General features: G+C 68.5%; 12 protein-coding genes. 7 read left to right on the forward strand and 5 right to left on the reverse strand.

All coding sequences use genetic code 11. The annotated features are described in order from the left end of the window. The first annotated feature begins 227 nt into the window (after nucleotides 1-227). Nucleotides 228-3,035 (forward strand): TonB-dependent receptor, encoded by a 2,808-nt coding sequence (locus ABDW59_RS06545; protein ID WP_343628737.1) that lies wholly within the window; start codon nucleotides 228-230, stop codon nucleotides 3,033-3,035. Between the two features lie 451 nt (nucleotides 3,036-3,486). Then, entirely contained in the window at nucleotides 3,487-3,627 is a 141-nt protein-coding gene (locus tag ABDW59_RS06550; protein WP_343628738.1) for a hypothetical protein, read from the forward strand. Here the strand turns inward: ABDW59_RS06550 and ABDW59_RS06555 are convergent, their stop codons facing one another. The 5 genes from ABDW59_RS06555 to ugpC all read right to left on the reverse strand — a co-directional run bounded on the left by ABDW59_RS06555 (nucleotide 3,628) and on the right by ugpC (nucleotide 9,953). Further along, nucleotides 3,628-4,881 (reverse strand): hypothetical protein, encoded by a 1,254-nt coding sequence (locus ABDW59_RS06555; RefSeq protein ID WP_343628740.1) that lies wholly within the window; start codon nucleotides 4,879-4,881, stop codon nucleotides 3,628-3,630. A gap of 100 nt (nucleotides 4,882-4,981) precedes the next feature. Continuing rightward, complete coding sequence (malG, locus tag ABDW59_RS06560; protein WP_343628741.1) at nucleotides 4,982-5,872, reverse strand: maltose ABC transporter permease MalG; 891 nt, start codon at nucleotides 5,870-5,872, stop codon at nucleotides 4,982-4,984. Nucleotides 5,873-5,983: 111 nt separating this feature from the next. After that, nucleotides 5,984-7,675, reverse strand: coding sequence for a maltose ABC transporter permease MalF (gene malF / locus ABDW59_RS06565; protein WP_343628743.1), 1,692 nt, complete (start codon nucleotides 7,673-7,675; stop codon nucleotides 5,984-5,986). Continuing rightward, nucleotides 7,672-8,856: a maltose/maltodextrin ABC transporter substrate-binding protein MalE gene (malE, locus tag ABDW59_RS06570; protein WP_343628744.1), complete on the reverse strand. Its 1,185-nt coding sequence runs from the start codon at nucleotides 8,854-8,856 to the stop codon at nucleotides 7,672-7,674. Before malE ends, malF begins: the two co-directional genes overlap by 4 nt. After that, entirely contained in the window at nucleotides 8,853-9,953 is a 1,101-nt protein-coding gene (gene ugpC, locus ABDW59_RS06575) for a sn-glycerol-3-phosphate ABC transporter ATP-binding protein UgpC (protein WP_343628745.1), read from the reverse strand. The genes malE and ugpC overlap by 4 nt, the downstream gene beginning before the upstream one ends. A gap of 267 nt (nucleotides 9,954-10,220) precedes the next feature. Here ugpC and ABDW59_RS06580 point away from each other — a divergent pair, with 267 nt between their 5' ends. The 5 genes from ABDW59_RS06580 to ABDW59_RS06600 all read left to right on the forward strand — a co-directional run bounded on the left by ABDW59_RS06580 (nucleotide 10,221) and on the right by ABDW59_RS06600 (nucleotide 19,787). Beyond that, nucleotides 10,221-12,731 carry a glycogen/starch/alpha-glucan phosphorylase gene (locus tag ABDW59_RS06580; protein ID WP_343628747.1) on the forward strand — a complete coding sequence of 837 codons (2,511 nt, stop codon included), beginning with the start codon at nucleotides 10,221-10,223 and terminating at the stop codon, nucleotides 12,729-12,731. A gap of 16 nt (nucleotides 12,732-12,747) precedes the next feature. Then, on the forward strand, nucleotides 12,748-14,673 hold the full coding sequence (gene glgB, locus ABDW59_RS06585) for a 1,4-alpha-glucan branching protein GlgB (RefSeq protein ID WP_343628748.1): 1,926 nt from the start codon (nucleotides 12,748-12,750) through the stop codon (nucleotides 14,671-14,673). Then, nucleotides 14,673-16,826, forward strand: a complete 2,154-nt coding sequence (gene glgX, locus ABDW59_RS06590) for a glycogen debranching protein GlgX (RefSeq protein ID WP_343628749.1) — start codon at nucleotides 14,673-14,675, stop codon at nucleotides 16,824-16,826. The genes glgB and glgX overlap by 1 nt, the downstream gene beginning before the upstream one ends. A gap of 85 nt (nucleotides 16,827-16,911) precedes the next feature. Then, entirely contained in the window at nucleotides 16,912-18,435 is a 1,524-nt protein-coding gene (gene malQ, locus ABDW59_RS06595) for a 4-alpha-glucanotransferase (protein WP_343628750.1), read from the forward strand. A 146-nt stretch (nucleotides 18,436-18,581) separates the two neighbouring features. After that, entirely contained in the window at nucleotides 18,582-19,787 is a 1,206-nt protein-coding gene (locus ABDW59_RS06600; RefSeq protein WP_343628751.1) for a cation:proton antiporter, read from the forward strand. Nucleotides 19,788-20,036 lie beyond the last annotated feature (249 nt).

Below are 20,036 nucleotides of genomic sequence, written 5' to 3' on the forward strand. Positions count from 1 at the left end.
CAGTAGAAACCCGAGGTAACTTGACGACTTGATCCGTGGTTTTCATACAAAAGGCCAGCGGATTTATGTAGTCCAGGGTTTGCGAGGGCTTGGTTGCATATCTAGTTTTAGTACAGAATTCTCTCAAACGTTGGGTTCCGTACTCCCTGCAACGTGAACCTTCTGGTTGCAGTTCCCCGCAGGGCGAGCCTCAGACAAAGCGCTACGAGAGCGACAGGAGACAAGAGATGAAGACCACGCACGCTTCCCGCGAGCTGTTCCGTGTTCAGCCGGTGGCCGCCGGCTGCCTGATGACCCTGGCCCTGATGGCCGGCGTCGCGCACGCGCAGCAAGCCCAGACCGAAGCCGACCGTCAGGCGGCCGAGAAGGCCGCCGCCGACAAGACGCTGGAGACGGTGACCGTCACGGGCATCCGCCGCGGCATCGAGGCGGCCATCTCGGTCAAGAAGAACTCCGACGCCATCGTCGAGGCGATCTCCGCCGAAGACATCGGCAAGCTGCCGGACGTCTCCATCGCCGAATCGATCGCGCGTCTGCCTGGCCTGTCCGCTCAGCGCGTGGCCGGTCGCGCGCAGGTGATCTCGGTGCGCGGCCTGTCGCCCGACTTCGCCACCACGCTGCTCAACGGCCGCGAGCTGGTGTCCACCGGCGACAACCGCACGGTCGAGTTCGACCAGTACCCGTCCGAGCTGCTCAGCGGCGTGACCATCTACAAGACGCCGGATGCCGGCCTGGTCGGCCAGGGCCTGTCGGGCACCATCGACATGCTGACGGTGCGCCCGCTCAACTTCAGCAACCGCGTCGTCACCCTGAGCGCGCGCGGCCAGCACAACTCGCTGGGCTCCGCCGCCAACGCCAGCGCCAACGGCAACCGCCTGAGCGCCAGCTACATCGACCAGTTCGCCGACCGGACCATCGGCGTGTCCATCGGTTTCGCGCACCAGGAGACCCCGGTGCAGGAAGAGCAGGTCGGCCTGTACGAACCCTGGGCCGTGAACGCGCGCCCGGGCGTGCCGACCGGCACCTTCGTCTCCGACGGCATCAAGGCGCTGCGCCGCACCGGAAAGAACGAGCGCGACGCCGTCATGGGCACGATCGAGTTCCGCCCCACCAAGAACTGGACCAGCGTCCTGGACGGCTTCTGGACCAAGGCCAAGCAGGAAGACACGGCCAACCAGTTCGAGATGAACCTCCAGTACAACGGGAACTTCCCCTGCAGCCCGGCTTGCAACTGGACCTCGACCACCGTCAACGGCAACAACTCGCAGACTGGCGGCACGATCACGAACGTGGTTCCGCTGATCCGCGGCATGTACAACAAGCGCGAGGACAAGATCGTCGCGACCGGTTGGAACAACAAGCTCAAGTTCGACAGCGGCATCTCGGTGATGGCCGACGTCAACTACTCGCGCGCCACGCGCAATGAGTTGAACCTGGAGAACAACACCCAGCTGAGCGCGTCGCAGAATCTCTTCGATACGGCCAAGCTGGCCTTCGCCAGCGGCGGCTTCTCGCAGATCGTGCCCACGCTGGACTACTCCAACCCGGCCAACCTGTACCTGCGCGGCACCGTGTACGGATCGGGCTACGGCAAGGTGCCCAGCGTCAAGGACGAGTTGACCGGCTTCAAGCTGGTGACCAACATCCCGGCGCCGGCCATGGCCTCGTCGCTGTTCAGCGATTTCGACGTCGGCCTGAACTACGCCGACCGTTCCAAAAAGAAGCGTCAGCCGGAAGGAAACATCGACGTCGGCGCGCAAGGCCCCACCACCATCGGCGCCGACCTCCAGTACAGCCCGGTGAACCTGGGCTTCGCGGGCCTGGGCACCATTCCCGCCTGGAACGTGCCGGCCGCGGTCGCGCGCTACATGGTCTTCAATCCCAGCGACACGGCCAACTTCCTGATCTCCAAGGCCTGGGACGTCGAGGAGAAGACGACCACCGCCTTCTTCAAGGGCAACATCGACACGACGACCTTCGGCATCCCGATGCGCGGCAACATCGGGCTGCAGGTCGTGAACGTCAAGCAGTCCTCGCATTCGAACTACTACGACGGCACCGCGCCCGCGGGCCAGCAGGTCAAGCCCATCGACGACGGCAAGACGGTCACGGACTTCCTGCCCAGCCTGAACCTGGCTTGGTCGCTGGGCAACGACCAGACGGTGCGCTTCGCGCTCGCCAAGCAGGTCGCGCGTCCGAAGGTGGACCAGCTGCGCTCGGCGCTGGACTTCGGCGTCGACAACGCCACCGGCAAGCCCGGCGCCAGCGGCGGCAACGCCAAGCTGGACCCGTGGCGCGCCAACGCGCTGGACATCTCGTACGAGAAGTACTTCGGTTCCAAGGCCTACGTCTCGGCGGCCGGCTACTACAAGGACCTGCGCAGCTACATCTACACGCAGTCCTTCGACAGCTACGACTTCTCGAAGTTCGTCGCCGGCTACGTGCCGCCCGCGACCTGCGGCGTCGGAGGCACCACGCAATGCCCGCCCGTGCTGACCAGCGGCACCTACACCGCGCCGTACAACGGCTCGGGCGGCAAGCTGCAGGGTCTGGAGCTGACGGCCTCCCTGCCGCTGAACCTGCTCACGCCGGCGCTCAACGGTTTCGGCATCATCGCCAGCGCCAGTTTCAACCACAGCAACATCTCGGTGAAGGATCCGGAGAGCGCGAGCAGCGTGGGCTCGGGCAACATCTCGCTGCCGGGTCTGTCCAAGCAGGTCTACAACCTGACCGCCTACTACGAGCGCGACGGCTTCGAGGCCCGCATCAGCCAGCGCAAGCGCTCGGACTTCATCGGCGAGATCGGCAACTTCAACGGCGCGCGCACCCTGCGTTACGTCGTGGGCGAGAGCATCGTCGACGCGCAGATCGGCTACAACTTCACCGAAGGTCCGCTCAAGGGACTGGGGCTGCTGGCCCAGGTCAACAACCTGACCAACGAGGCCTATCGCACCTACGCGGTCACGAAGGATCGCCCGCTGGAATACATCAAGTGGGGCCGCACCTTCCTGGTCGGCGCGACCTACAAGTTCTGAAGCGTTGAAGCGTTGAAGCGTTGAAGCGCTGAGGCGCCGGGCGTCGGCGGCCGAGCGCCGCCGACCTGTCAACACAAAGCCCCGTCCGGCGCGAGCCGGGCGGGGCTTTGTTCATGGTGATCGGGAGCGGGGTCAGCGCTTGTTGCGACCGCTCAGGTGCTTGCCCCAATACGCATGGAGCGCGGGCCAACAAGCGATCCAATGGCGTTGAGCAGATGCCCATTGCGGTGCTGTCGCATCTGCGCGAACTTCGAGGAGAGGCTCGCGGCGGGGTCGCAAGGGCAAGTCGAAGCCAGAGAGGACAAGAAGCAATGACCAACGACCTCTCTCCTCTGGAGCTGCCCGACTCGCTGTGGCTGTGGTGGCTGGCGAATCCCGCCGATCCTCGGCTTGTCGCGGAACTGCGCATCGCCCGTAGTCTCAAGGGCGTCTCGCTGAGCTACGGTCACCTTTGGCGGCGCTGGCGCGCGTCCTGGCCGAGTGGAAGACGCATTTCGCGAAGGCGGGCGTGTCATCGCGTGACATCGCATCGCTGGCCGAGCAGATCGATCGACCGGCGCTCGCGGCTCAGCGCCAGGCCTTCTTCGGATGATCAGGCGCGCGATGACGGATCGCCGCTCGCCGCCCCTCTGAACTGCTTGTCCCAATAGGCATGCAGCGCCGGCCAGCGCCTGTCGCCGAGCAGGTAATGCGCGAGGCTCTCCGCAAAGGTCTCCGCCTTGGGGTGCGAGTCGAGCTCTGCATGGACATCGCGGAAGTTGTCGTCGCGCCCCGGGCGAATGTGGCCGCTGGCGAGGTCATGTTCACGGGCGGCCTGAAATTCGCGATCGGAGTGGGTGTGTTTGCCGACCAGATGCTCATAGGCATGGGCGGCCTCGTGAAGTGGCGACACGTGGGTGAGCAGGCGAGGGGCCTTGCTGCCCTTCTGGTGACGGGTAACGACCAGCAACTGCTTGCGATTGCCGACGTAAAAGCCGGCGCAACCCTGACTGGCCTCGTTCCCCAGTTCCTCGGGGCGGACATTGGCGAGCCGTCCGGGCGCAGGGACGATGGTCACCCCTGCATCGGCCAACTGGGCGGCCATTTGTGCAGGCAAGCGGGTCATCACTCGCAGCACGGCCATCGCGTCCGAATAGACCGCCGGTCCGTCCATCCTCAACATGCGCGTCAGCGGAGTCACGATGCCTTCGGGGTGGCGCCGCATCAACGCGCGGCGAACGCGCTCGCTCATCAGCGCGGACGTCTCGGGACATCCGTTTTCGATCAGCGTCTGCGCGCGGCGCGCCATGACCATTGCCTCGCGAGGCTCGCAGCGCTCCGCGCACATCAGACGGGCCGCGCGGAAGGCGCGTCGTTCCACGATGGCGCGCGTTGCGGGCGAGAGCGCGCGATGATCGTTGACGAGCGCTCTCCAACCGCCGGGCAAGGCGTCGACCTGTTTGATCTCCGCAGCCAGGCGAGCCATCCAGGTCTGAGCGCCGAACAAGAGGATCTGCGCGCGTGGCCAGCCGTCATTCGTCGACATGCCCATCGCACGCGCCTGCTCGATCCGAGCGCGAATCTCGCGCAGTTCGCCGTCGAAGCAGTGCGCATCGGGCCGCGCGGCCAAGCGCCTCAGTTGCTCCTCCTGATCAGCGATCTGCACCGTGGCAGGCGCGTGGGCAGCCTGGACCAGCTGATGCCGCGACAGGTGCCCGCGTGGAGCCGGGCCGTGCCGATGTGCTTTGGCAAGCGCCTGCGGGGGGAGTTCGGGCGTGGCCCTTGGCGCGTCGGAGGTGGAGGACTCCGTCTTGTCTGTTCTGTCTCCCGACGTGAACAGACCATGGAACAGGCGGCTGATGTGCATGAGGCGGCGGCTTGGAGAAGCGAACCTCGGGCTAGTTGTTCGCTTCTTCGACCGGGTTCGCCACCTGGTGAGCCGATGACGGGCTCAAACCCGTCGCGCCTCAGCCCTTCACCCCGCCCGCCGTCAGCCCCGACACGATCCAGCGCTGTGCCAGCAGGAACACCGCCGTGATGGGCAGTCCCGACAGCACCGCCGCGGCGGCGAAGTCGCCCCACAGGAAGCGCTGGTCGTGCAGGTAGTACTTGGAGCCCACCGCCAGCGTGAGGTGCGACTCCTCGCGCAGCAGCACCGATGCCACGGGGTATTCGATGATGCAACCGATGAAGGCCAGCACGAAGACCACCATCAGGATCGGCACCGCCATCGGCAGCAGCACGAGCCGGAAGGCCTGCCAGTGCGAGGCCCCGTCCACCTTGGCGTTCTCCTCGATCTCCACCGGGATGGTCTCGAAGTAGCCCTTGATGGTCCAGATGTGCGTCGCCACGCCGCCCAGGTAGGCCACGATCACGCCCGCATGCGTCTCGATGCCCAGCCAGGGCACGAAGGTCCCGATGGTCTCGAAGATCGCGTAGATCGCCACCAGCGCCAGCACCGGCGGGAACATCTGCAGCAGCAGCATGCCGTTCAGGATCCCGCCCTTGAAACGGAACCGCAGCCGCGCGAAGCCGTAGGCCGCCGTCGTCGAGAACGCGACGATCAGCAGCGCCGAGATCGTCGCCACCTTGATCGAGTTCCACAGCCAGGTCAGCACCGGGAAGGGCGGCTGCACCAGCGAGCCGTCCGCCGCCTGATACGGGATGCCCAGCGCGAGCTGCCAGTGCTCCAGGCTGATGGTCGACGGGATCAGGCTGCCGGTGGCGAAGTTGCCCGGCCGCAGCGAGATCGACACCACCGCCAGCAGCGGGAACAGCGTGATCGCCAGGAATCCCCACAGCAGCGCATGCGCCGCGAAGACGCGCCAACGCGCCTGCTTGCCTCTAACGATTGCCATGGCGATGAGCTCGGGTGTGAGGAGGTGTCCAAGCGAAGCACGAGGATCCGGCTTTGCCGGGCCTCGGGGCTTGCCCCCTTGAGGGGGCGCGCGCAGCGCGTAGGGGGTGGGTCATTGATCGGCCTTGCGCATGAGGCGCAGGTTCAGCAGCGACATCGCCGCCACCAGGATGAAGATCAGCGTCGAGATCGCCGCGGCGAGCCCGAAGTCCGTGCCCGAGTCGCGGAAGGCGATGCGGTAGGTGTAGCTGACCAGGATGTCGGTCTGCCCCGCCGGGATCTTGGTCGACAGGTAGTCCGGCCGGCCGTCGGTCAGCAACGCGATCAGCACGAAGTTGTTGAAGTTGAACGCGAAGGCCGACACCAGCAGCGGCGACAGCGGCTTGATGATCAGCGGCGCGGTGATCTTGAAGAAGTTGGTCAGCGGACCCGCGCCCGCCAGCGCTGAGGCCTCGTACAGATCCGATGGAATGGCTTTCAGCAGCCCCGTGCACAGGATCATGATGTAGGGATAGCCCAGCCACACGTTGACGATCAGCAGCATGGTCCGCGCCAGCCCCGGGTCCGCGAACCACGCCGGCCGCACGCCGAAGAGCGCGTCCAGGATGGCGTTGATCTCGCCGAAGTTCTGGTTGAACAGGCCCTTGAACACCAGGATCGAGATGAAGCCCGGCACCGCATAGGGCAGGAAGAGCAGCGTGCGGTAGGTTGTGCGGAAGCGCAGGTCCTCCCAGTTCAGCAGCACCGCCAGCGTCATGCCGATCGCGGTCGCGCACAGCACCGTCAGCAGCGAGAAGGTCACCGTCCAGCCGAAGATCGACAGGAAGGGGCCGCGGAACTCCGGGTCCAGGATCATGCGGGCGTAGTTGTGGCCACCCACCATGACCTTGTAGCCCGGCGCCAGATGCGTGCCCGCCGCCGCGCCCTGGCCTTCGTAGTAGCCGGTCGCCTCGTCGGGCTTGAACAGCGCCCCGTCGGACAGCCGCTTGAGCGCGCCGTCGGACTGCTCCTCGTAATGCGGGCGGATGGGGCCGAACTCGCGCAGGCCGAGGTAGTGCAGGGCATCGGCCTTCTCGGCGCCCGGCAGGCGCAGCCGCAGCTGCGACAGCGCGGCGCGATGCGCGATCAGCTCGCGCAGGCTGAGCGCCGGACCCCAGGGCGTGTCGCCGGCCGACGGCGGCGAGGCGGCGGCGGACGCGGAGGTCGGCGCCGGGGCGATGCGCGCGTCGGTCGGCGTCTGCAGGTTCACCTCCAGCGGCCCCCGCGCATCGCGCAGGCCCAGTGCCGGCGACACGAACTGCAGCGCGCCGCTGGCCGGATCGCGCAGCGCGAGCCGGAACTCGCGGCCGTCCGCATGGACGCTGAACTCACGCACCTCGTCGAGCACCGCATCGCGCTGATCGAGCAGGAACTCGCGCACGCGTTCCTGGCTCAGCAAGTGGGCCGAGGAGTAGTTGGTGAAGCCGATCTGCGTCGTGTAGGCGAGCGGGAACGCGATGAACAGCAGCATCCCGGCCACGCCGGGGAAGAGGTAGCGATACGCGAAGCCGGCCTTGGACAAGTAGATCGCGAAGCCCGAGCCGAACAGCATCAGCGCGCCCACCGCCCACCAGGTCTGGCCGGCGACGTGGAGCGTGAAGACCAGGTAGAGCGCCGCGATCGCGATCAGCGCGATGACCGGCCAGTAGAGCAGCCGGCCCAGCTTCTCCAGCGCGCCGGGCGGCCGCTGCGAGTAGGCCTCGGCCAGCGGGGAGCCGGGCAGGGAGGCGGCGAGCGCCGAGGTCGATGCGGTGGTGGCGTTCATTGCTTGAGCAGCATGCGGGCGGCGGCGCCGTCCAGCGCGTCCTTCGGGCTTTGCAGTCCGTTGGTGATGGCCTCCAGCGCCGCGTCCATCGCGGTCCAGAAACGGCCCACCTCGGGGATGTTGGGAATGGGCTCGCCGGCGCGGGCGTTCTCCATGCTGGCGCGGATCAGCGGATTCACCGACAGCTCCGCGTAGAAGGCCTTGTTGGCCGGCACGCCGATGGGCACGTCGGCGTCCAGCACCTTCAGCGAGGCGGGCCGCATCAGATGCTGCTCGATGAACTCGCGCGCGATGTCCTTGTTCTTGGAGGGCGCCGAGATCATGCAGCCCAGCACGCCGACGAAGGACTTGGAGGGCTTGCCCGGGATCACCGCGGGAATCGGCGCCACGCCGATGTCGATGCCGGCCTTGCGCGCGTTGTCCCAGGCCCAGGGGCCGGAGACCATCATCGCGATCTCGCCGCGCGCGAAGGAGGATTCCATCTCCGAGTAGCGCGCGCCGCGCGGCATCGCGCCGTCCTTGATCAGGCGCTCCAGCGTCCGGCCCGCGGCCAGCGCGCCTTCGTTGTTCACCGCGACCTGGCGCGGATCGAAATCGCCCTGCGCGTCGCGGCCGAAGATCACACCGCCCGCACCCGCGAACATCGGCCAGGTGAAGAAGCTCTTGTTGTAGTCCCACAGCACCGCGTGCTTGCCGCGCTGCTGCAGGTCCTTGTCCAGCGCGAACAGCGCGTCCCAGGTCGCGGGCGGTTTGCCCACCAGCGCCTTGTTGTAGATCAGGCCGGTGGTCTCGATCGCGATCGGATAGCCCCAGTAGCGACCCTGGTAGCGGAAGGCCTGCCAGGTCGAGGGCTCCAGCTCGTCGAAGAGCGCCTTGCGCGGCTGCACAGGGGACAGCAGGCCGGCCTTGGCCCATTCGCCGGTGCGGTCATGCGGCCAGCAGAACACGTCCGGCCCCTTGCCGGCGCCGGCCGCCTGCGTGAACTTCTCGGGCGCGTCGACCGGATGCTCGACCACGACCTTGACGCCGGAGATGCGCTCGAAGGCATCCCCGACTTTCTGCAGGCCGTTGTAGGCCTTGTCGCCGTTGATCCAGACCAGCAGCTTGGGCGCGGTCTGCGCCGCCGCCGGCACGCCGGCCGCCAGCAGGCCCAGCGCCGTGAAGGCCGCCGCGGCCCTCATGCCGCTGCCCCGAGCCGCTTGAAGGCCAGGCCCTCGGCATCGAAGAGATAGCAGAGCTCCGCGGGCGCATGCAGCTGCAGCGTGTCGCCGGCGCGCACCCGGGTCCTGCCGTCGAATTCGCAGGTCAGCGCGTCCTCGACGCCGGGGTAGGCGCAGTAGGCGTGCGTGGCGCCGCCCAGCGACTCGACGAAGGTCACCGTGCTGGCGATCAGGTTGGCGTCGCCGCCGACGGCAAAGTGTTCCGGCCGCACGCCCAGCGTGACCTTGTCGCCGACCTGGGCGCGCGAGGCGTCCACCAGGGTGCGGATGATGGCGCCGTCGCTCAGACGCACGGTGGCGTGCTCGGCGGAGGCGGTGACGATCTCGGCCTCGATGAAGTTCATCTTGGGGCTGCCGATGAAGCCGGCGACGAAGAGCTTGTCGGGATGCTCGTAGAGCTCCAGCGGGGTGCCGACCTGCTCGATCTTGCCGGCGCTCAACACCACGATGCGGTCGGCCAGGGTCATCGCCTCGACCTGGTCGTGAGTGACGTAGACCATGGTGGTCTTCAGGTCCTCATGCAGCTTCGCGAACTCATAGCGCATGCGCACGCGCAGCGCCGCGTCCAGGTTGGACAGCGGCTCGTCGAAGAGGAAGACCTCGGGCTTGCGCACGATGGCGCGGCCGATCGCTACGCGCTGGCGCTGGCCGCCGGACAGGTCCTTGGGCTTGCGCTCGAGCAGATGCTCGATGTGCAGGATGCGCGCGGCGTAGCGCACCGCGCGCTCGATCTCGTCCTTGGGCACCTTGGCCAGCTTCAACCCGAACGCCATGTTGTCGTACAGGTTCATGTGGGGGTAGAGCGCGTAGCTCTGGAACACCATCGCGATGCCGCGCTCCGCGGGCGGGACGTCGTTGACCAGCCGACCGCCGATGCGCATCTCGCCGCCGGTGATGTCCTCCAGGCCCGCGATCGTGCGCAGCAGCGTCGACTTGCCGCAGCCCGACGGGCCCACGAAGACCATGAACTCGCCGTCCCGGATCTCCAGGTCGATGCCATGCAGGATCCTGGTCTCGCCATAGGCCTTGACCACCCCTTCCAGCTTCACGTCCGCCACTTGGGTACCTCCGCGCGCGCCTGCAGAAGGCGCCGCTTGTCTCGCTCGTTGCTGTCGATCGGCCGCCCGGCCGTGCGACGCGAAAGACCGCGTGCCGTCGGGCGAAGTTTGTAGAGAATATACATGCCTGATTGGCGATTCACAACGCCGTCACACCCGCATCAACACCAGTGAATTCAATGAAATCAATGGCTTGAATCGCATTCGGGGATTACCCGATGTAGTGAAACTACAGAAATTCAGGTCGCTTGATGGATACTTCGCTCCATGACGACCGTCCCCCACGACCTGAGCGCCGCCTTCACCGAGGCGCTGCGTCGCGAGCTCGAGCTCGCTGGCGCCTCCGCCACCCTCGCGAGCGCCGCCGGCGCCGACGTCCAGGCGCCGGTTGACCCGGCCGCCGCGCGCCGCGCGCTAGTGCGCGCCGCCGCGCAAGCCTGCCGCGAGCCGCTTGGCCGCCGCTGGGCTGACACGCAAGCCGCCGACGCGGCGCGCGGTCCGGACGCCGAGGTGCGTCGCGTGCATTACCTGTCGATGGAGTTCCTGATGGGCCGGGCGCTGGGCAATGCGCTGGCCGCGCTGAAGCTGGACGACACGCTGCGCGCCGCCTTCGAGGCCCAGGGTCAGGCCTTGCCCGACGTGCTGGAGCGCGAGAACGACGCCGCGCTGGGCAACGGTGGCCTGGGCCGCCTGGCCGCTTGCTTCCTCGACTCCTTCGCGGAACTGGGCCTGCCGTCCTTCGGCTACGGGCTGCGCTACCAATATGGGATGTTCGCGCAAGGCATCCAGGACGGCCGTCAGGTCGAGGCGCCCGATGACTGGATGGCGCTGGGCAATCCCTGGGAGACGGCGCGGCCCGAGCTGCGCTATCCGGTGGGCTTCGGCGGTCATGTCGAGGTCGGCGCCGACGGTGCGCGCCGCTGGATCCCGGCCGAGCGCCTGATCGCGCAGGCCTACGACTTCATCGTCCCGGCGCATCACGGCGCGCGGGTCTCCACGCTGCGCCAATGGCACGCGCAGGCCGAGGCGCCGATCGACTTCGCCGCCTTCTGCCGCGGCGACCACCACGGCGCGGCCGCGCATCGCGTCGCGGCGGACGCGCTCAACTGGGTGCTGTATCCCGACGACAGCACCGAGGCCGGCCGCGTGCTGCGGTTGAAGCAGGAAGCCTTCCTGGTCAGCGCGTCGCTGCAGGACCTGATCGCGCGCCATCTGCGCGAGGGGCGTCCGCTGTCCGCGCTGGGCCGCGACAACGCCATCCATTTGAACGACACCCACCCCGCGCTGGCGCCGGCCGAGCTGATGCGGCTGCTGCTCGACGAGCACGGTCTGGGCTGGGAGGCGGCCTGGGCGATCACGCGCCAGGCGGTCAGCTACACCAACCACACGCTGATGCCCGAGGCGCTGGAGACCTGGCCGGTGCGGCTCTTCGAGCAGCTGCTGCCGCGTCATCTGGAGATCGTGTACGAGATCAACCATCGCTTCCTCGAGGAGGTGAAAGCGCGCTTCCCCGGCGACGACGCGCTGCAGCGTCGCGTCTCGCTGATCGACGAGGGCGGCGAGCACGGCCACGGCGAGCGCCGCGTGCGCATGGCCGCGCTGAGCATCGTCGCCTCGCACCGCGTCAACGGCGTGGCGGCGCTGCATTCCGAGTTGATGGTGCAGACCATCTTCGCGGACTACGCGCGCCTCTTCCCGGACCGCTTCCACAACGTCACCAACGGCGTGACGCCGCGCCGCTGGCTGCAGCAGGCCAACCCCGGCCTCTCGGCGCTGCTCGACGAGCGCATCGGCGAGGGCTGGCGCCGCGACCTGGGCGAGCTCGTCAAGCTCAAGCCCCTGGCCGCCGACGTCGCGCTGGGCGAGCGCCTGCGCGCCGTCAAGCGCGAGAACAAGCAGCGCCTGGCCGCCCGCATCCAGCGCGAGCTGGGCCTGACGGTGAACGTCGACAGCCTCTTCGACGTCCAGATCAAGCGCATCCACGAATACAAGCGGCAGCTGCTCAACGTGCTGCATGTCATCGCGCGCTACCAGGCCATCGTCGCGAATCCGCAGGCCGACTGGGTGCCGCGCACCGTGGTGATCGCGGGCAAGGCGGCCTCGGCCTACGTGGCGGCCAAGTCCGTCATTCAGCTGGCGCATGACGTGGGCCGCGTGATCAACAGCGATCCGCGCGTGGGCGACAAGCTCAAGCTGGTCTATCTGCCCAACTACGGCGTGTCGCTGGCCGAGACCATCATCCCGGCGGCCGACCTGTCGGAGCAGATCTCCACCGCGGGCACCGAGGCCTCGGGCACCGGCAACATGAAGTTCGCGCTCAACGGCGCGCTCACCATCGGCACCTGGGACGGCGCCAACATCGAGATGGCGCAGGCTTTCGGCGAGGACAACATGTTCACGTTCGGTCTGAAGACCGAGCAGGTCGAGTCGCTCAAGCGCGAGGGCCATGACGCCCGCGCCGCGGTGGCCGGCAACGCGCGGCTGCGCGCGGTGATCGACGCGATCGCGCGCGGCGACTTCTCGCAGGGCGACGCGGGCCGCTACCGCGCGCTGGTCGACAAGCTGCTGGGCGACGACGTCTATCTGCTGACCGCCGACTTCGACGACTACCTGCGCGCGCAGGAACGCGTCGACGCGCTGTTCCGCGACCCCACGGCGTGGTCCGAGCGCGTGGCGCTGAACATCGCGGGCATGGGCTTCTTCTCGTCGGACCGCACGATCGCCGAGTACGTCGATCGCGTCTGGTCCGCCAAGAGTCTGGACCAGCGCCCGAGCTGAGGGAGTCGACGAGTCGATGAGCGCCAAGCTGCTGCTGCCCGATGCCGACCTCGCGCTGCTCGCACGGGGCGAGCATCCGCGCCCGTGGCTGTGGCTGGGCGCGCATCCGATGGCATCGGGGCCGGCGCGCGCGCACGGCACGCCGGTCGACGGCGTGCGCTTCGCCGTGTGGGCGCCGTCGGCGTCGCGGGTCGCGGTGGTCGGCGACTTCAACGGCTGGGACGGCGCGGCACATCCCATGCGCAAGCGCGACCAGCACGGCGCCGGCATCTGGGAGCTCTTCATCCCCGGCGCCGCGCGCGGTCAGTTCTACAAGTACGAGATCACCGCCGCCGACGGCACGGTGCTGCCGCTCAAGGCCGATCCCTACGCCTTCCGCGGCCAGCTGCGGCCGGACAACGCCAGCGTCATCGACGCGCTGCCCGAGCCCATGCCGCTGCCGGCGAGCCGCGCCGCGCTCAACCGCCGCGACGCGCCGCTCAGCATCTACGAGGTCCACCCGACCTCGTGGCGACGGCCTGGAGACGGTCACGCCTTCCCGAGCTGGGAGCAGCTCGCCCATGAGCTGCCGGCCTACGCCGCGGGCCTGGGCTTCACCCATGTGGAGCTGATGCCCGTCAGCGAGTACCCCTTCGACGGCTCCTGGGGTTATCAGACCCTGGGCCTGCATGCGCCGACCGCGCGGCTGGGCGACCCCGACGGCCTGCGCCGCTTCGTGCGCGCCTGCCATGCGCAGGGGCTGGGTGTGCTGCTGGACTTCGTGCCGGCGCATTTCCCCGCCGACCCGCATGGCCTGGCGCAATTCGACGGGACGGCGCTCTACGAGTACGCCGATCCGCGCGAGGGCTTCCATCGCGACTGGCACACGCTGATCTACGACTTCGGCAAGCCGCAGGTGCGGCAGTTCCTGTGCGGCGCGGCGCTGTACTGGGCCGAGCGCCACGGCATCGACGGCCTGCGCGTGGACGCGGTGGCCTCGATGCTGTATCGCGACTACTCGCGGCCCGAGGGCGAATGGGTCCCCAACGTCCACGGCGGCCACGAGAACCTCGAGGCCATCGCGCTGCTGCGTCGCATGAACGAGCTGCTGGGTCGCGAAGCGCCCGGCGTGATCACGATCGCCGAGGAGTCGACCGCCTTCCCGCGGGTGTCCGCGCCGACCGATGTCGGCGGGCTGGGCTTCCACTACAAGTGGAACATGGGCTGGATGAACGACACGCTGGCCTACCAGCGCGAGCAGCCTGTTCATCGGCCCTGGCATCACGAGAAGATGAGCTTCGGCCTGGTCTACGCGTTCAGCGAGAACTTCCTGCTGCCGCTGTCGCATGACGAGGTGGTGCATGCCAAGGGCTCGCTGCTGGGCAAGATGCCGGGCGAGGACCACGACCCCGCCGAATGGCGCCGCTTCGCCAACCTGCGCGCGTATTACGGCTTCATGTGGGCGCATCCGGGCAAGAAGCTGCTGTTCATGGGCCAGGAGTTCGCGCAACGCGGCGAGTGGGACTTCGAGCGCGCGCTGCCCTGGGAGCTGCTCGAGGACCCGCGCCACGCCGGCGTGCTGCGTCTGGTCGGCGATCTGAACCGGCTGTATCGCTCGCGCGCCGCGCTGCATCGCAAGGACGGCGATGCGGACGGCTTCGCCTGGATCGACGAGCGCGACAGCGAGCGATCGGTCTTCGCCTGGACGCGCAGCGACGGGGAGGGCGGCAGCGTGGTCGCCGTCTGCAACTTCGCGGCCGTTCCGCATGAGGGCTATGTGCTGCGGCTCCCGCACGGCGGCGAGTGGCGCGAGATCCTCAACACCGACGCCGCCGTCTATGGCGGCAGCGGCGTGCACAGCGGGGCGCATGATGCCGCGCATTCCGCGCTCGCCCGCGCGGAAGATCCGATGATCACGATCACCGTGCCGCCGATGGCGACGATCTATCTGGTGCCTCTCTGATGAACGCCTTTTCCGATGTTCTGCTGCCCGGCCGCCATGAGCCGCTGGGCGCGACCGCCCGCGACGGCGGCGTCAACTTCGCGGTCTTCTCCGCGCATGCGACGCGCGTCGAGCTTTGCCTCTACGACGACGCCGGCACGACCGAGCTCAAGCGCCTTGCGCTTCAGGGGCCCGTCGACGGCCTGTGGACCGGCTTCGTGCCGGGGCTGCGTCCGGGACAGGTCTACGGCCTGCGCGCACATGGCCCGCACGCTCCGCGCGAGGGCCATCGCTTCAACGCGAGCAAGCTGCTGCTGGATCCGTATGCGCGCGAGATCGTCGGCGAGTTCCGCTGCCTGCCCGAGGACCACGGCTATCCGCTGGGCCATCCCGACGGCCCGCTGGCGCTGGACGAGCGCGACAACGGCGCGACCGCGCTGAAGGCGCGCGTGGCCGCGCCGCTCGCGGGTGTCAGCCCGCGCGCCAACGCGCCGCGCCATGCGCCGGCCGACGTGGTGCTCTACGAGGTCCATGTGAAGGGCTTCTCGATGCGGCATCCCGAGATCCCGGAGGCGCTGCGCGGCAGCTACGCGGGCCTGGCGCATCCGGCCGCGATCGCCCATTTCAAGCGCCTGGGGGTGACCACGCTCTCGCTGCTGCCGGTGCAGCACGCGGTCGACGAGCCGCATCTCTTCGGCACCGGCCTGCGCAACTACTGGGGCTACAACACGCTGGGCTTCTTCGCGCCCGATCCGCGGCTGGCGTCCGGCGCGGTGCGCCACGATCCGGCGGCGGTGGCGGCGGAGTTCCGCGCCATGGTCCATGCGCTGCATGAGGCCGGCCTGGAGGTGGTGCTCGACGTCGTCTACAACCACACGCCCGAGGGTAACGAGTGGGGGCCGACGCTGTCGCTGCGCGGGCTGGATCAGAAGAGCTATTACCGCCTCGATCCGGAGGATCCGTCCAAGCTGCAGAACTTCACCGCCTGTGGCAACACGGTCAACGTCGAGCATCCGCGGGTGACGCAGTTGGTGCTGGATTCCCTGCGCTTCTGGGTCGGCGAGATGGGCGTGGACGGCTTCCGCTTCGACCTGGCGCCGGTGCTGGGTCGCACCGCGCAAGGCCACGACGCGGCGGCGCCGTTCTACACCGCGCTGCGGCAGGACCCGCTGCTGGCGCAGGTCCACCTGATCGCCGAGCCCTGGGACGCCGCGCCCGGCGGCTATCAGCTGGGCCGTTTCCCGGGCCGCTTCATGGAATGGAACGACAAGTTCCGCGATGCGGCGCGCGGCTTCTGGCTGGGTCATGGACCCGAAGGCACGACGATCGGCCGCGGCGAGTTCGCGCGCCGCTTCAGCGCCTCCAGCGACGTCTTCGATCCGGCCACGCCGACCAACGGCGGCGGGGCGCGCTCGCCGCTGGCGTCGATCAACTTCCTGGCGGTGCACGACGGCTACACGCTGGCCGACCTGGTCAGCTACGCGGGCAAGCACAACGAGGCCAACGGCGAGGACAACCGCGACGGCCGCGATGGCGAGCTCTGCGGCAACTTCGGTGTGGAGGGGCCGACCGACGATCCCGCCATCCGCCTGGCCCGCGAGCGCGCGCGGCGCGGCATGCTCGCGACGCTGCTGCTGTCGCAGGGGACGCCGATGCTGTACTCGGGTGACGAGTTCGGCAACGGGCAGGGCGGCAACAACAACGCCTATTGCCAGGACAACGAGATCGGCTGGCTGGACTGGCCGAGCGCCGATGACGGGCTGATCGCCTTCACCGCCGAGCTGGTGCGGCTGCGCCAGGCCCACGGCTTGCTGCGCCATGCGCGATGGTTCACCGCGGACGATCCCGTGTCGCTGCGCTGGTTCCACCCGGAGGGCCACGAGATGCGGGCCGAGGACTGGAGCGACGCGGACGGCCACGCGCTGAGCGCGTTGCTGCAGGATGCGGGCGAGCCCGGCGCCGCTCGACCGGCCGAATCGCTGCTCCTGATGGCGAACCCGAGCGAGCACGCGCTGCGCGTGCGCCTGCCCGCGCCCATCGCGGGGCAGGGCGCCGGCACCGCGCGCTGGCAGCTGCTGCTGGACAGCACGGGCGAGACCTCGCCCAGCCCGCTGAGCGGCGACACCTTCCTCGTGCCCGCGCGCGGGCTGGTGCTTTGCCGCGCAGGCGGCTGAGAATCCGCCAACGATCATTCCCACCGATCCCACCGATCCCACCGATCCCACCGATCCCACCGATCACCTTCGAGCGACGACCCCCATGACGATCGATCTCAACAAGCGCCAATCCGGCGTGCTGCTGCACATCACCTCGCTGCCCGGCCCGCACGGCATGGGCGATTTCGGCCCTGAGGCCTATCACTTCGTCGACTGGCTGCAGGCCAGCGGCCAAGCGATCTGGCAGTGGCTGCCCAGCACCCCCATCGGCCCGGGCGAGAGCCCCTATCAAGGCGTGTCGGCCTTCGCCGGCAGCCAGTGGATGGTGGCGCTGGAGCCGCTGGTGGCCAAAGGCTGGTTGGCCCAGCCGGCGACGCCTGCGGGCGGCTTCGACGCGGCGGCCGTGGACTTCGGCCAGGTGTTGCCCTGGCGCGAGCAACAGCTGCGCGCCGCCGCGGCCGGCTTCTTCGCGAAGGCGTCCGCACAGGAGCGCGCCGCCTACGAGCTGTGGTGCGAGTCGCAGCAGCACTGGCTGCCGGACTACGCGCTGTTCATGGCGATTCGTTCGCCGCGCAACGGCCAGCCCTGGTGGGAATGGCCGCGCGACCTGGCCGCGCGCGTGCCGCAGGCCCTCGCCACCGCGCGCGAGCAGTACGCCGACGAGATCGCGTTCTGGCAGTTCGTGCAATGGTGCTTCGACGTGCAGGTCGGCGCGCTGAAGGCCTACGCGAATGAGCGCGGTGTCCACATCATGGGCGACCTGCCCATCTTCGTCGCGCATGACAGCGCCGACTGCTGGGCCCGCCCCGACCTTTACGAGCTGGACGAGCATTTCCAGACGACGGTGGTCGCGGGCGTGCCGCCGGACGCGCTGTCGGCGACCGGTCAGCGCTGGGGCAATCCGCTGTACCGCTGGGACAAGATGGCCCACGAGCATTACGCCTGGTGGACCGCCCGGGTCAAGCGCATGCTGAGCTCGGCCGATGTCTTCCGCATCGACCATTTCCGCGGCTTCGCGGCCTACTACGAGATCCCCGGCGACAGCCCCGACGCCACGCGCGGCCAGTGGAAGACCGGCCCGGGCAAGGCGCTGTTCGACGCGATCGCCAAGTCGCTGGGCGAGCTGCCCATCGTCGCCGAGGATCTGGGCTTCATCACGCCGGACGTCCATGAGCTGCGCAACGCGCTGGACTACCCGGGCATGAAGATCCTGCAGTTCGGCTTCGGGGGCGACGGCGGCCATGAGTTCCTGCCGCACAACTGGCCGCAGGCGGCGGTGGCCTACACCGGCACGCACGACAACGACACGGTGCGCGGCTGGTGGGACCACGCCAGCGCCCATGAGCGCGCTTACGTCGGCAGCTATCTGGCCTGCGGTGACCACGACATCCACTGGGCCATGATCCGCGCCTGCGCCAACTCGGTGGCCAATCTGTCGGTCTATCCGATGCAGGACGTGCTGGGCCTGGGCAGCGCGCACCGCATGAACGTGCCGGGCGTGCTGGGCGGCAACTGGGGCTGGCGTTTCACCTGGGACATGGTGGGCACCGAGCCCGGCCGGGTGCTGGGCCTGATCGCCGCCACCAGCGGGAGAGCCCCTATTGCCCTGGCCCGTCTGCCGGAGTGAGACTCGCTGAAACCGCTTTCATAAGGGTAAGCGAGGGCGGTGATCGTGGGGCGTCGTCCCCACAATCCTGATCCGGAGACAACGTTGTCATCGACCGGCCGGGCGCGGACGCGCACCGGCGGCGTGACTACGCGAAGGAGCCGCCCATGAGCACGACCGAGATCTTCCTGATCGCGATGGCGATCACCTTCAGCCTGCCGTATCTGGTGTGGCGATTGGGGGCGACGGACTATGTCGCGCCGCTGGTGATCGTGCAGATCCTCTCGGGCATCGTGCTGGGCCCCGGCATCCTGGGCCGGGCCTTTCCCGAGTACTACCAGTTCGTCTTCAACCCGCAGGTGGTCGGGTCGCTGAATGGCATCGCCTGGTGGTCGGTGATGCTGTTCGTGTGGATCGCGGGGATCGAGCTGGATCTCAAGAAGGCCTGGGCCCACCGCGTGGAGAGCGGCATCACCGCCGGCCTGGCGCTGGGCGTGCCGATGGCCTTAGGCGCGGTGGCGGCGGTGGCGCTGATGTCGCTGGGGCCGCAATGGATAGGGGCGAAGGCCCACACCTGGCAGTTCATCGTCGGCGTGGGCATGTCCTGCGCGGTGACGGCGCTGCCCATCCTGATCCTGCTGATGGAGAAGCTGGACATCCTGCGCCAGCCCATCGGCCAGCGCATCCTGCGCTATGCCAGCCTGGACGACATCGCGATCTGGGCGGTGCTGGCGGTGATCCTGATGGACTGGTCGCGCATCGGGAAGCAGGCGGTCTTCCTGGCCGCTTTCGCGGTGCTGACTGCGCTGTTCCGCCGGCTGATGGCGAGGATCCCGCAGAAGGACCGCTGGTACCTGGGGCTGGTCTGGCTGGCGCTGTGCGGGCTGGGGGCGGACTGGTCGGGCCTGCACTTCATGGTCGGCGCCTTCCTGGCCGGCGTCGTGATGGACGCGGACTGGTTCGATCAGCAGCAGATGGACGGTCTGCGGCACAACGTGCTGCTGGTGATGATGCCGGTCTACTTCCTGAGCACGGGGCTGCGCACGCAGTGGGGCACGGACGGCGGGGCGGTGATCGTGCTGGCGGCGGCGATCCTGCTGGCGGCATCGGTCAGCGGCAAGCTGATCGGGGTGCACCTGGCGGGCCGCGTGCTGGGCTGGAAGCCAGGCGAGGCCGGCATCATCGGCTGGCTGCTGCAGACCAAGGCGCTGATCATGATCGTGTTCAGCAACGTGCTGCTGGACAAACAGCTGATCACGCCGTCGACCTTCACCGCGCTGCTGCTGATGGCGGTGGGCTCCACCATGCTGACCGTGCCCATCGTCGCGCCGCGGCTGGCGCGGATCCGGGAGCTGGTCTTCCGAGCGAGCTGAACGGACCGGCGCCGGGCTGGACAGGGCGCGCAGTTCTCGCCCACGGGCTGGACGGACCTGCGGCCGCCTTCGCGTGAGCCGCAGTCGCAAGGCCTCGCGGGCGGGACTAGACGGGTCTGTTCATCGAGCCGCCTTTGGATCCGTTCATGCCCGTGACTTCGTCTAACCCCCTTGCGTCCCTCTTCCACGCCGCGATACCCGACTCGGGAGACACGCTCGACCGATCTCCCTTGCTGACGCGCGCCGGTC

It is taken from the genome of Roseateles sp. (assembly GCF_039595295.1).
GTDB lineage: Bacteria > Pseudomonadota > Gammaproteobacteria > Burkholderiales > Burkholderiaceae_C > Roseateles.